7 protein-coding genes are annotated in these 13,697 nt (G+C 49.6%); 4 read left to right on the top strand and 3 right to left on the bottom strand.

What is annotated here, in order from left to right:
• The first annotated feature begins 135 nt into the window (after nt 1-135).
• Together mfd and B5D63_RS13590 are read left to right on the top strand one after the other, a co-directional pair.
• Nucleotides 136-3,378 (top strand): transcription-repair coupling factor, encoded by a 3,243-nt coding sequence (mfd, locus tag B5D63_RS13595; protein WP_235021534.1) that lies wholly within the window; start codon nt 136-138, stop codon nt 3,376-3,378.
• Between the two features lie 184 nt (nt 3,379-3,562).
• Nucleotides 3,563-4,273: an SIMPL domain-containing protein gene (locus B5D63_RS13590; RefSeq protein ID WP_078669328.1), complete on the top strand. Its 711-nt coding sequence runs from the start codon at nt 3,563-3,565 to the stop codon at nt 4,271-4,273.
• A 167-nt stretch (nt 4,274-4,440) separates the two neighbouring features.
• Here the strand turns inward: B5D63_RS13590 and B5D63_RS13585 are convergent, their stop codons facing one another.
• Together B5D63_RS13585 and B5D63_RS13580 are read right to left on the bottom strand one after the other, a co-directional pair.
• On the bottom strand, nt 4,441-7,665 hold the full coding sequence (locus B5D63_RS13585) for a TonB-dependent receptor (protein WP_078669327.1): 3,225 nt from the start codon (nt 7,663-7,665) through the stop codon (nt 4,441-4,443).
• A 492-nt stretch (nt 7,666-8,157) separates the two neighbouring features.
• A complete protein-coding gene (locus tag B5D63_RS13580; protein WP_078669326.1) occupies nt 8,158-8,619 on the bottom strand; it encodes a hypothetical protein in 462 nt (153 codons plus the stop codon).
• Nucleotides 8,620-8,915: 296 nt separating this feature from the next.
• On the opposite strand from B5D63_RS13580, the gene B5D63_RS13575 reads away from it, so the two are divergent.
• Nucleotides 8,916-10,250, top strand: a complete 1,335-nt coding sequence (locus B5D63_RS13575; RefSeq protein WP_078669325.1) for an ATP-binding protein — start codon at nt 8,916-8,918, stop codon at nt 10,248-10,250.
• A 3-nt stretch (nt 10,251-10,253) separates the two neighbouring features.
• On the top strand, nt 10,254-11,474 hold the full coding sequence (locus tag B5D63_RS13570) for a tetratricopeptide repeat protein (RefSeq protein ID WP_078669324.1): 1,221 nt from the start codon (nt 10,254-10,256) through the stop codon (nt 11,472-11,474).
• Between the two features lie 209 nt (nt 11,475-11,683).
• On the opposite strand, the gene gyrB is transcribed toward B5D63_RS13570, so the two are convergent.
• Nucleotides 11,684-13,663: a DNA topoisomerase (ATP-hydrolyzing) subunit B gene (gene gyrB / locus B5D63_RS13565; RefSeq protein ID WP_078669323.1), complete on the bottom strand. Its 1,980-nt coding sequence runs from the start codon at nt 13,661-13,663 to the stop codon at nt 11,684-11,686.
• Nucleotides 13,664-13,697: the final 34 nt, after the last annotated feature.

Below are 13,697 nucleotides of genomic sequence, written 5' to 3'. Positions count from 1 at the left end.
ACCTTCATGAATTTACAGGCTGTATTACAATTGTTTCAACGTGATGCTCGCCTGCAGACGCTGGTGAAGGGGATTCAATCACCCACCCCACAATACTTTCAGCTGTCTTCCCTCAGTGGGAGTGCAATAAATTTTGTGGCAGTTTCAGCCTGGGCAAATGCAGACGCGAACCATCTCTTTATTCTGAATGATAAAGAGGAGGCAGCCTATTTCCAGAACGATCTGGAAGAACTCAGCCAGGCCCTTGATATTTTCTACTTCCCCGACTCTTTCAAAAAAACCGGACAGTTCCAGGAGCTCAACAGCAGCCATAGTATGCTGCGCACAGAAGCCCTGATGAAATTTTCCGGCGACGGCGTACGGAAGAAGGTGCTGGTCACCTATCCGGAAGCACTCTGGGAAAAAGTGGCCGGCAGCAAAGCTTTCAGCTCCAACATGGTGCAGCTGAAAGTAGGGGACGTCCTGAAAGTGGACCCCCTGCTGGAAAAACTGATCGGCTGGGGATTTGAACATACCGATTTCGTTTATGAGCCCGGCCAGTACGCGCTGAGAGGCGGTATCCTCGATATCTATTCCTTCGGTAACGAAAAACCTTACCGCATAGAATTGTTCGGGGAAGATATCGACTCTATCCGCCTGTTTGATCCGGAAACCCAACTCAGCGAGCGCAAGCTTACGCAGGTGACGCTCATTGCCAATATGGACACCCACACGGTGGACCATCAGAAGACTTCCCTGCTGGAATTCCTCCCCGCCAATACCGTTGTATGGATGAAAGACCCCGCCTACATCCGGGGCGTGGTGGAACAGCTGGAACAACGGCTGGACGACTGGCTGCTGACCGGTCAGAAAGTGAAAGTGAATGATGACGAGGACATGGTGCTCAACAGCGACGACTTTGTGAAAGCCGCTCCCCTGCTGGAACAGCTGCTGCAAAGGACCACCATCGTCTTCGGTAATAAAGAATATCTTACCGAAAATGGCATGCAGCCGGAAACCATCGTCTTCGATACACAGGAGCAACCAGTCTTCAACAGACAGTTCGATCTCCTTATTAAAGACCTGGCACAACATAACAACAACAAATACTCCCTCTTTATATTCGCAGATAACCCGCGTCAGCTGGAACGGCTGCGCAGTATCTTCGAAGACCTGAAAGCAGAATTTGTCTTCTTCCCCATACCGGTGGCCATCAGTCACGGATTCATCGATCACTCGCTGAAACTGGCCTGCTACACCGATCACCAGATCTTCCAGCGTTTCCACAAATCAAGGGTAAAACAAGCCTACAACAAAAACAAGGCGATTACCATGAAAACGCTGCGGGAGCTGCAGCCCGGCGACTATGTAACGCATATCGACCACGGCGTGGGCGTATACAGCGGTTTGCAGAAAATCGAATCCGGCGGTAAAATGCAGGAGGCGATCCGTATCATTTACAAAAACAACGACCTGTTGTATGTAAATATTAACTCCCTGCATAAGATCAGCAAGTATACCGGTAAGGAAGGCGTGGAACCCCGGGTAAATAAACTCGGCAGCGACGCGTGGGACAAGCTGAAAGAGAAAGCCAAAACACAGGTTAAGGACATCGCCAAAGACCTGATTAAATTATACGCCGTACGTAAAGCCCAGCAGGGCTTTGCACATGCTCCGGACACCTATCTGCAGACAGAGCTGGAAGCCTCCTTCCTGTATGAAGATACCCCTGACCAGAGCAAAGCCACCGCCGACGTGAAACGCGACATGGAAGGCCCCGCCCCTATGGACCGTCTCGTTTGCGGCGACGTAGGTTTCGGTAAAACAGAAGTAGCGATCCGTGCCGCATTTAAATCCATCGTGGACGGTAAACAGGCTGCCGTACTGGTGCCTACCACCATCCTCGCGTTCCAGCACTTCAAAACCTTCTCCGATCGTCTGAAAGATTTCCCCTGTACGGTGGATTATCTCAACCGCTTCAAATCTTCCAAAGAGAAAAAGGAAACGCTCAAACGCCTCGAGGAAGGTAAGATCGACATCATCATCGGCACCCATGCCCTGCTGAGCAAAGACGTGAAGTTCAAAGACCTCGGCGTGCTGGTGGTAGATGAGGAACAAAAATTCGGCGTGTCTGCCAAAGAAAAGCTGAAACAGCTGAAACATAACGTAGATACGCTTACATTAACGGCTACGCCTATACCGAGAACGCTGCAGTTTTCGTTGATGGGTGCCCGTGACCTTTCCATCATCAATACGCCACCGCCTAACCGGCAGCCTATTGAAACGGAAGTGCAGGTCTTCAACCAGGACGCCATCCGCGACGCCATTTACTACGAAACGGAAAGAGGCGGACAGGTATACTTCGTGCACAACCGTGTGAAAGGCCTGGCTGAAATGTCGTCCCTGATACAGGGCCTCTGCCCCGATCTGTCTATCGCTACGGCGCATGGCCAGCTGGAAGGACATCAGCTGGAAGAAGTGATCCTCGATTTCATCGACAGAAAATATGATGTGCTGGTATGTACCAACATCGTGGAGAGCGGTGTGGACATCCCCAATGCCAATACCATCATCATCAATAACGCGCACCACTTCGGCCTGAGCGATCTGCACCAGCTGCGTGGCCGCGTAGGCCGCAGCAACAAAAAAGCTTTCTGCTACCTGCTGGCCCCGCCAATGAGCACCCTCACGGCCGATAGCCGCAAACGCCTGCAAACGCTGGAGCAGCATAGTGAGCTGGGCAGCGGCTTCCAGATCGCCATGCGCGACCTCGATATCCGCGGCGCCGGTAACCTGCTGGGCGGCGAACAAAGCGGATTCATGGCGGAAATAGGCTTCGATATGTATCAGAAAATCCTCGATGAGGCCATCCGCGAACTGAAACAAAACGAATTCCGCGACCTCTTCAAGGAACAACTGGAAGAGAAAAAAGACTTCGTCAACGACTGTACGATCGATACCGACCTCGAAATACTAATCCCCGATACTTATATAGAAAGCATCCAGGAACGCCTCAATCTGTACCAGGAACTGGACAATATCACGGAAGACAGCAGATTACAACAGTTTGAGAAAGAACTGACAGACCGCTTCGGACCGCTGCCTGAACCGGTAAGAGACCTGCTCACCATGATACGCTGCCGCTGGATGGCTATCCAGTTAGGCTTCGAAAAAATGATGCTCAAAGAGGAAAACCTCCGCTGCTACTTTATCAATAACCCCGATTCCCCGTATTTTGAATCCCCTACGTTCAATCATATATTAACGTATATACAAACCCGTACCAACAACGCCAAACTGAAACAGGTAGGCAAAAACTTCATGCTGGTGGTAAACCGTATCCGTCATATGGACGATCTGCATGCTTTCCTCAAAGGCATAACGGATAGCCGGAAATAATTTTTTGTAACATTTTTCTTATGTAATCGTTTCATTTTTAAATAGAAACGAATATCATTTTCATGTATGTATGGTTCTGGGTAATTTTTTTTACTGGTTTTTGTGGAAACAAGGTTTCTCATAGCATCATGAGGGTGTAATCAACATCGAAAACAATTTTTTTAAATAAGAAAAACAAAGACACATGAAAAAGGTAATGTTATTAGCCGCCGGATTATTCTTCGCACTGAGCACTTTCGCCCAACAGGCTGACAATAAACAGGTAAAGAAAATTGAAGTCAACGGCTCTGCCGAAATTGAAATCACACCGGATGAACTCAACCTGGATATCTCCCTGAAAGAGTATTTAAAAGGTAAAACCAAAGTGGACATCACCACATTGGAAAAACAACTGGTGAAAGCCATTGCGGATGCAGGTTTGCCGAAAGAAGTACTGACCATCGAAAACGTGAACGGTTTCAACAATGAATACTTCCTCCGTAAGAAAAAAGATCCGGTAGAATTCATGACCCGCAAGCAGTACCGCCTGAAACTGACCAAACTGGATAAAATCAACGATATCCTGGGGGCAGTAGACGCGGAAGGTATTGAAAGTACCCGCATCTCTTCCTATACTTCCAGCAAAATGGACCAGTACCGCAAAGAAGCGAAAATCAAAGCCATCAAAGCGGCCAAAGAAAAAGCAGAATATATGCTGGCTGCTATCGGTAACAGCATCGACAACGTGATCGAAGTACAGGAAATCAACACCGATAACTATGCTGACTATCGTCCGCAGATCATGGCCAACGCTATGTACAAATCTGCTGATGCCGTTGGCGGTGGCGCTCCTGAAATTGATTTCAAAACCATCAAGGTTCGCGCTGAAGTAAGGACCGTGTTTAGCATCAAATAACGCTCGCGGCGTTCACGCAAAGGCGCAAAGCAGCAAAGAGCGCAAAGAGTTTTTAAGATTAAATAAGAAAGCAAAGGGGCGAAGATCAAATTTGATCTTCGCCCCTTTGCTTTCTCTACTCGCTTATATCATCTTTGCGCTCTTTGCTGCTTTGCGCCTTTGCGTGACTAGAAGCTGTATCTCAGGCCCAGTTGCATTTGGTGACGGGAGCCGAAGAAGTCTTTGGAATAAGGTGATCCCGGATTTTCCAGTTTGAGGATCGGGTAGTTGTTCACCACTTTTCCGGTCGGTGTGGCCCCTACGCTGGCAGAAGAGTTGAAGGTGTTCGGTGAGAAGTACTGAATACCCCAGTCTTTGTTGATCAGGTTGGTCACGTTCACGATGTCGTAAGTGAGTGTCAGCGTGTGCATGGATTTGCCGGCTTTGAAATTGAAATCCTGGCTAAAGCGGAAGTCAGCCTGTGTGTTCCATGGTGTACGGCCACCGTTACGTTCGGTGAACTGGCCTTTACGACCACTCAGGTACTTATCGTTGTTGATGTAGTTCATGAATTCTGCTGCTTGTTGAGCGGCAGTTTTACCATTAGCGTCAGCAAAGAAGTTGGTAGCTTCTGCTACATCTTTCGGGATGTAAGCGAGGCTCACCTGCTGCGGAGTGCCCTGTACGGTGGCGTTTACGAAACCATAGGTATACGGTAAACCGGAAGAAGTGTTAAAGAACACGGAGAAGTTGGAAACCCATTTGTTTTTGGCATCCCATGCGTGTTTGTAATTAACGGTGGCAACGATGCGGTTACGGATGTCGAAGTTGGAGTAAGCCAGTGCCGGGTTGTTCGGGTTCAGCGCCTGGTTCAGCTGCCAGTTGGACTCCATGGAGTTACGGATACCGTTGGTGATGTCTTTAGCTTGTCCGTAAGTGTAAGCTGCCATTACGTTCAAGCCAAAGGGGAAGGATTTGGACACCTGTGCAGTGATGCTGTAGCGGTAACCTTTATCAGTGTTGGACAACAGGTAAGCATTCGTATATAACGGATTGATTTTGGTACCGGACCAGATCGGCTGTTGTTTGTTCACATCGTAAGCGTAGTAGGTCGGATTGTCGGCCAGGTTGATCTGTTGGAACATCAGGTCTTTAATCACTTTGGTATAGATACCTTCAACGCTGAATTTCCACTGATCGCGGGTGCTGTACTCGAGGGCGAGGCTGCTTCTCCATACCTGCGGCATTTTGAAGTTGTTGTCGATCAGGTCCACCTGTGTAGCGCCGGAAGCATCATTTACTTTAGCTCCGTTCTGAGCGGCGAAATCTGCGATGCCATTCGGAGAAGGCTGTGCTGCGGAGATCGGACCGTTTACAAAAGGTTTGGTAGAACGCTGGTCGTAAGCACCGTAAGTTACACCGTTGTTGTAGTAAGCGTAGCCTAACCATGCGAAAGGAATACGGCCGGTGAAGAGACCGGTACCGCCACGCAGTACGAGGCTGTTATCGCCTTTGATATCATAGTTGAAGCCTAAACGCGGAGAAATCTGGATGTTGTTCAGGAAACTGTTTTTGATGTCCTGAGGTTTAGTGTACGTATAGGTGGTACCGTAGTTCGGGTCAACAGGCGCCTTCGTGGTTTTGTCGCTCAGCGGCTGTTTGTTCGGAATACCGGTATAGTCTAAACGGATGCCCGGTGTGATTTTGAAGCGGTCCGTCAGCTGGATTTCATCCTGGCCGTACAGGCTCAGCAGGTTTACTTTAAACTGTGCCGGCGGGTTGGCCATGATGTAATCGCGGGAGTTGTTGGCGTAGTTATAGTTACCACGCACGCGGCTGGGATTGTTGGCGAGGAAATCTGCCACGCTGTTGTAGTCGATACGGCCGTTCCAGGAGTTTACGAAACCATAGGTGATGTTGTAAAACTCGTTGTGCGTGCCTACTGTGATGGTGTGATTGCCTTTGAAGATGGTCACGTTATCAGTTACCTCAAAGGTTTTTTGTTTCATGTTGAAGATGCTGGCTTCACGGTCGGTACCAAGGAAGATGGTGGAACCGGCGGTACGGCCTTTGATCTGGATCTGCGGAGCAGCAGGGTCAGACAGCGGTGTTCTGTAGTCGTGAACGTTGGAGTAACCCAGGATCAGGCTGTTGGAGATGCTGCTGTTGAAGTTGCTTTTCAGTTCTGCAACGGTAGAAGACTGGTTGTTCACCTGTTTGAAGTCGATGCCTTTGAAACGGAAGTTCTGTTGATCGCGTTCCAGGTTGGTGGCTTCGGAAGTGATGGTGTTATTACGGAGAGACAGGTGGTGTTTATCGTTGATATGCCAGTCCAGTCTGTTGAAGAATTTATTGGAATTGGAATAGATGCTGGTGTTACCGGCTGTTCCGATGTCCACGCCATAGGTTTTCATCATGGCGGTGATGTCTGCGGCGTCTTTTTCAGTGAGGATGCCACCACCGTCAGCTGAACCAGCGGCGAGGATCACCGGGTCTACACGGCGGGTGATTTCTTCGTTGGTAAAGAAGAACAGTTTGTTTTTGATGATAGGGAAACCAACACGGGCGCCTGCCTGGTATTCATGGAAGTCGCTGGGCAGTTTGGAACCGTCGCCGGCGTTGTTTTTGCCGATCATGGAAGCATTACGGCCATAACCGTAGATGGAGCCGTGTACTTCGTTGGTACCGCTGCGGGTTACTGCGTTTACGCTACCGCCGAGAAAGTTACCCACTTTTACGTCGAAGGGGGCCAGTAATACCTGTACGTCCTGGATCGCATCGAGAGACACGGGGTTGGTACGGGTGCTGCTGCCTGGCTGACCGCTGGTAGAGCTTTGCCCGCCGAGAGAAGGGCTGAAGCCGATCGCATCGTTGTTGATGGCGCCGTCCACTGTTACGTTATTATAACGATAGTTGGTGCCGAGGAAAGAGTTGTTGTTGCTCTGCGGTGTAACCTTGGTGAGGTCCTGCAGGCTGCGGCTCAGGGTAGGCATGCTTTTGATCTGCTCCTGTCCTATTTTGGTGCCGCCGCTTTTGCTGCCGGTATTGCCTGTCACCACGATTTCGCTCAGCGCGGTGGATTCTTCCTGTAATTTAAAGTTGAAGTTGGTAGTACCCAGTGCCAGGTTCACATTTTCTTTTACTTCTTTTTTGTAACCGATGAAGGAAACGGTAACGGTGTAGGGGCCGCCCGGGTTCAGGTTCGGTACAATATAACGGCCGTCGCCGTTGGTTTGTGTACCACTTTTGGTGCCGGTGGCGGTGTTCAACACAACAACCGTTACACCGGGGATAGCCTGTCCGGAAGGATCAGCTACTTTACCTGAGATAATAGAGGTGGTAATCTGCGCTTGTGTGTTGTTAAAACATAAAACGACCAGAATGCTCGCTAATAGCGTGACAAATGATTTCATAAAGCCTGTAAGTATTTACAGGTGCAAAACAACTACTCCAAAGCAACCAGAATGTTAACTCATTATTACGAAATTGTTAAGGACTACTTAAAATGATCTTAAAATACCCTGGTTGACCAACAATTAAGTGAATTTAGTATCATGTTTGGTGATGTGTATGAAACCTCTGTTAACAAACGGTAAAGGAATTGTAACGCCGGAATTGTTTAACAGTTCCTAAACAATAATTTTAGTAAGACAACTGGTATGACTATACGAAAGGGGTTCTCGCAAAGCACGCAAAGGAGCAAAGAGCGCAAAGATTATATAAGCGAGCAGAGAAAGCAAAGGAGCGGAGATCTACATTTGATCTGCGCTCCTTTGCTTTCTTATAATTCTTATATAGCCTTTGCGCTCTTTGCTCCTTTGCGTGCTTTGCGAGAAACTCCGCGAGAACAAAAAACCCCGTCTTAAAAGACAGGGTTTTGCTCGTTTTTTTAAAACGGTGATTACTTAAAAATAGACTTTAAAAGTCCCGTCCGTTAAAGGTTTTTCTATTTCACCACTAATTAAGGTGCCGGAGAAGGTTCCCTCCGCTTGTTTACTATTAATGCTTTCAAGTTTGATGGAGATGGCTTTGGTAACGTAACCATCTTCTTTTTGCTGAATATCCATCAGCGTCATTTCACCGGCGCCCTGATCGTACTGTCCGGCTTGCAGGCCATTGGGGAAAGTGATCATGAGTTCCATGTGTTTGGTGAAATTATTGGTGACACCGTCTATTACCAGCGTTTTCCTGCCGGCGACAACAGTATCGGAAATATAGCCCTGTGTGGAGTTGGAATGATAGGTTACCCCTCCCAGACGGAAAGTAAAAGTGCCCTCAGGAGTTACCTCTTTCTTTTTGGTGCAACCGGCAAGTCCTGCTCCCGCTATGATAGCAACAATGGCCCATACGAAGATTTTCAAACGCATATGTTTTGTTATTTAATGCTGTCCAGTATTGTGCCGCTGCATAGGGAACCCGGTGTTGGCCGGCAGATAGTGCCGCCGCCAGCCAATCTCATTGGAATAGGTGTACCGGTTAATATACGGGCATAGGGATAAATTCAACTGCAATATATGTAATAAAATTTAAATTAAATAAAATGTTAATAAATAAATACGAAACAGGCAGTGAAAAGAGAAAGTGACAACGTCAATATTAACAATATTTTTGTGGGGTAATTCCGTATTATTACTGTTCGAGTATTCAATTAATAAAGCGCATTATGTCATCGGAAGTAGTCAAACAATTACAGGAAGCAGTGCAGTTTTCACCGGAAAATGTGCCTTTGCGCCTGCACCTGGCCCAGGTGCTGATGCAGGATTATGATTACGTGCAGGCGGAAGAACAGTACCGCAAAGTATTGGAGTTGTCGCCGGACCACACTGCCGCCCAGCTGGGACTGGCCCGTACCTTTTATCATCAGCAAAAATATTCCGCCGCCATCGTTGTACTGGAACAACTGGAACATCATGAGCCGGACCATTTTGATGCCCTCCTGCTGCATTGCCGTATCCTGGTAAAGGAAAACTCCCTGCGGGCAGCCAGAGATATTTATCAACACCTGTTGCAGCTCAATCCTGGCTTCCGTGATGAAGCCCTCGACGCCCAGTTCCGCCTGCCGCAGCAACAACCGTCCGCCACTTTTGAAGAAGAAGACGATGAACTGTCGGAAGATCCGGATAAAGTCTTCACGCTGGAAAAACCAGATATGAATTTCTCCGACGTTGGTGGCATGGAAAGGGAAAAGCAGGAGATAGACCTGAAAATCATCAAGCCGCTGCAGTTCCCTGATTTATATAAGGCCTACGGCAAAAAAGCCGGCGGCGGCATCCTGCTCTATGGCCCGCCGGGCTGTGGTAAAACCTATCTGGCCAAAGCTACTGCCGGACAAATACAGGCGGAGTTCATCAATGTGGGCATCCACGATGTGCTGGATATGTGGATCGGTAACAGTGAAAAGAACCTGCATGCGCTCTTTGAGCTGGCCCGTCAACGCAAACCCTGTGTGCTCTTCTTCGATGAAGTAGATGCACTCGGCGCCAATCGGACCTCTATGCGCAACAGCGGCGCCAGCCACCTGATCAACCAGTTCCTGGCGGAGATGGACGGTATCGCCGCCAATAACGAGAATGTGCTGATCATCGGCGCTACTAACGCGCCGTGGAGCCTCGATCCGGCTTTCCGCCGCCCCGGCCGTTTTGACCGCATCATCTTCGTGGCCCCTCCTGACACAGATGGCCGCGAATCGATCCTGCAACTGCAACTCCGCAACAAACCCGTCTCCGACGTGGATTACAAAGCCCTGGCCAAAGCCACGGCCGGCTATTCCGGCGCCGACCTGAAAGCCATCGTGGACCTCGCCATAGAAGACAAGCTGCTGGAGGCACTGCAGAAAGGGGCACCACAACCGATATCGCAAAAAGAACTGGTGAAAGCCATCAAATCTCATAAGCCCACCACACGGGAATGGTTTAACACCGCCCGTAACTATGCCTTGTATTCCAATGAGGCCGGCCTGTACGACGATGTGCTGAAATACCTGGATATAAAGAAATAAATTATGGCTGTACTCATTCAGCGTGCCCAGTTGCTGCTGCAACAAGGGCGTTACCAGGATGCACTGACCACCCTGAAACAACATCTCAGTACCAGCGCCAACGACATAGACGCGCTCTTCCTGCTGGCCATCTGTTATCTCGAAATGGGTAAAACAGAAGAAGGGGAACAGGTGGTTAACAATGCGCTGGGCTTCGCACCGGACGACGACCGCTTCCTGTACCTGAAGGCACGTTTGGCGCTCAATAAAAATCAGTACAGCGAAGCCTTACAGGCTATCGGCGAAGCTGTGGCCATCCACCCTTACCAGGCGGATTACTTTGGCATGTGGAGCCAGATACTGCTGTTTAAAAAAGATTATCCCGGCGCCCTCCAAAAAGCGGAGGAAGGACTGGCTATCGACCCGGAGAACCTGGTATGCCTGAACCTCCGGTCCAACGCACTGTTTAACCTCGGCAAAAAAGAAGAGGCGTTTTCCGATTTACACGAAGCGCTGGAACATAATCCGGAAAATGCCTATACCCATGCCAACCTGGGCTGGAAATGGCTGGAAGCCGGCGATCACCGCAAGGCGCTGGAACATTTCCGCGAGTCACTGAAGCTGGACCCTAACCAGCAATGGGCCAAGAACGGCATGGTGCAGGCCATGAAAGCGCGTTACTGGTTATACCGCCAGTTCCTGAATTACGCCTTTTTTATGGGAAGGCAGAAAGCCGGAATGCAGTGGTTGATCATTGCGGGCATCTTTATTCTTACACAGATCGCCAGTAAAGTATTTTTCCCGCTGTATGTGCTGCTGGCACTGGTGGCTTTGTCCACCTGGTTGATTGCGCCGGTAAGCAACCTGTTTCTGCGGTTGAACCCTTACGGCCGTTACGCCCTGACGCCACAGCAGATGAAGGTCTCTACCATGGTAGGCTGTTTGCTGGCGGTAGCGCTGCTGGCTGCCGCCGCCTATTGGCTGACCGCCATTCCCGGCCTGCTGTCTGTCGCTATCTGTTCAGGCGTACTGCTGTTGCCGGTTTCAAGTATGTATACACCTGCGTCTAAGAAGAGCCGGAACATCTTCCGTATCTATACCTTGTCGCTCGCTGTTATCGGGCTTGTAGGAATTATTTTCGCTTTCATCACCAACGACTACGCCAATATATTCGTGGCCATTATGCTGATCGGGGTGTTCCTGTACCAGCTGCTGGCGAATTATATTATCTCCCGGGAGCCGTAACTGTGATGGCCGTAATTATCGCTGATTTTTCTGACTAGCGGAGCGCTGTACGAAGAGGATGATTAATTATAAATAATATAGAATAGATATTATAGAAAAAGGACCGCCCATTGATATCATCAATGGGCGGTCCTTTTTCTATATTAATATGATGGCTCGCTTTGGTCTTCGTTCATCAGAAAAATCAGCGATAATCATGTTCGTCCTAGTTACGCGTCGATCTTTGCGTACTTCGCATGTGATTCGATAAACGCTCTGCGCGGAGGTACTTCGTCGCCCATGAGCATGCTGAATACGCGGTCAGCTTCAGCGGCGCTTTCGATAGTTACCTGCTTCAGTGTACGTTTTTCAGGGTCCATGGTAGTATCCCACAGCTGTTCTGCGTTCATCTCACCAAGACCTTTATAACGTTGTATGTTTACGCTGTCTTCTTTACCGCCGGCGGCCAGTTGTACGGTAGCGGCCTTACGCTGTTCTTCTGTCCAGGCGTAGATTTGTTCTTTGCCTTTTTTAACGAGGTACAGCGGTGGTTGTGCGATATATACATAACCCTGTTCCACCATGGCTTTCATGTAACGGAACACGAAGGTGAGGATCAGTGTGGCGATGTGGCTACCGTCCACGTCCGCATCCGTCATGATGATCAGCTTGTGATAGCGGAGTTTGGAGAGGTTCAGGGCTTTATCGTCTTCTTCGGTGCCGATGGTTACGCCCAGGGCGGTGAAGATATTTTTGATCTCGTTGTCTTCGTAGATCTTGTGTTCCATGGCTTTTTCCACGTTGAGGATTTTACCACGGAGCGGCAGGATGGCCTGGAAGTTACGGTTACGGCCTTGTTTGGCCGTACCACCCGCCGAGTCACCTTCGACCAGGAACAGTTCACATTTTACAGGATCATTGTCGGAGCAGTCTGCCAGTTTACCGGGGAGGCCGCTGCCGGTCATCACGCTTTTGCGTTGTACCAGCTGGCGTGCTTTACGGGCCGCCTCACGGGCCTGTGCTGCCAGCACCACCTTGTTGATCACGGTTTTGGCCTCGCGGGGATTTTCCTCGAGGAAAGCGTCCAGTACGGCAGCTACGGAGCTGTCTACCACCCCCATCACGTCGGAGTTACCGAGTTTGGTTTTGGTCTGGCCTTCAAACTGCGGCTCAGGTACTTTAACGCTGATGATAGCGCTGAGGCCTTCGCGGAAGTCATCGCCGGTTACTTCTACCTTTGATTTCTCGAACAGTTTGTTTTTATCACCGTAGGCTTTGAATACACGGGTGATGGCGCGGCGGAAACCGGCCACGTGCGTACCGCCTTCGATGGTGTTGATGTTATTAACGTAGGAGAAGATATTCTCACTGAAAGCGTCGTTGTATACCAGTGCCACTTCTACTGCCACGTTGGAGGCGGCGTCGTGGGTTTCCACGTAGATAGGCGTAGGCAGCAGCGGGTTACGGCGACCGTTTTTATCCAGCATCTGGATAAATTCGCGGATACCGCCTTCGCTGTAAAAAGTTTCGGAGAAGATATTGCCTGCTTCGTCTTTTTCGCGTTCGTCGGACAGGGTGATGCGGATCTTACGGTTCAGGTAAGCCAGCTCCCTTAAACGGCCGGCCAGGATTTCCCGGTTGTAGGTCGTTTCGTTGAATATTTCGTTGTCCGGTTTGAAGTGTACGGTGGTCCCGGTGGTCTCGCTGACCCCGATTTCCCGTACTGCGTACTGGGGGATACCGCGGTGGTATTCCTGTTCAAACAGTTTGCCTTCGGTTTGCACAGTCACATGCAGCCGGGTACTCAGTGCGTTTACGCAGCTGACACCCACGCCGTGCAGACCACCGGATACTTTATAGGTGTTTTTGTCAAATTTACCGCCGGCATGGAGCACCGTCATTACTACCTCCAGGGCGGAGCGTCCTTCTTTCGGATGGATGCCGGTAGGGATACCACGGCCGTCATCTTTTACCCGGATAGAGTTATCCTCGCAGATCGTTACTTCGATATTTTTGCAGTAGCCAGCCAGGGCTTCGTCGATGGAGTTGTCCACGACTTCATATACCAGGTGGTGAAGCCCTTTGATGCCAATGTCGCCAATATACATGGCCGGACGCTTGCGCACCGCTTCCAGTCCTTCCAATACCTGAATACTCCCCGCATCATAGTTGCTGCTGGGGCTGGTTGCTTGCACTAATTCTTCGCTCATATGTTGGTGTAAAATCTTTTAGAAACAAAATCGG

Origin of the sequence: Chitinophaga eiseniae (assembly GCF_900167135.1) — a bacterium.
GTDB classification, from domain to species: Bacteria; Bacteroidota; Bacteroidia; order Chitinophagales; family Chitinophagaceae; genus Chitinophaga; species Chitinophaga eiseniae.
Note: the sequence above shows the minus strand (reverse complement) of the source record. Positions and strands in the feature narration are given on the sequence as shown.

Bases quoted from the DNA above. Each gene is read 5' to 3' on its own strand.
- B5D63_RS13570 (WP_078669324.1), top strand. From the start codon at position 10,254: ATGGCTGTACTCATTCAGCGTGCCCAGTTGCTGCTGCAACAAGGGCGT.
- B5D63_RS13590 (WP_078669328.1), top strand. From the start codon at position 3,563: ATGAAAAAGGTAATGTTATTAGCCGCCGGATTATTCTTCGCACTGAGC.
- gyrB (WP_078669323.1), bottom strand. From the start codon at position 13,663: ATGAGCGAAGAATTAGTGCAAGCAACCAGCCCCAGCAGCAACTATGAT.
- B5D63_RS13575 (WP_078669325.1), top strand. From the start codon at position 8,916: ATGTCATCGGAAGTAGTCAAACAATTACAGGAAGCAGTGCAGTTTTCA.
- B5D63_RS13580 (WP_078669326.1), bottom strand. From the start codon at position 8,619: ATGCGTTTGAAAATCTTCGTATGGGCCATTGTTGCTATCATAGCGGGA.
- B5D63_RS13585 (WP_078669327.1), bottom strand. From the start codon at position 7,665: ATGAAATCATTTGTCACGCTATTAGCGAGCATTCTGGTCGTTTTATGT.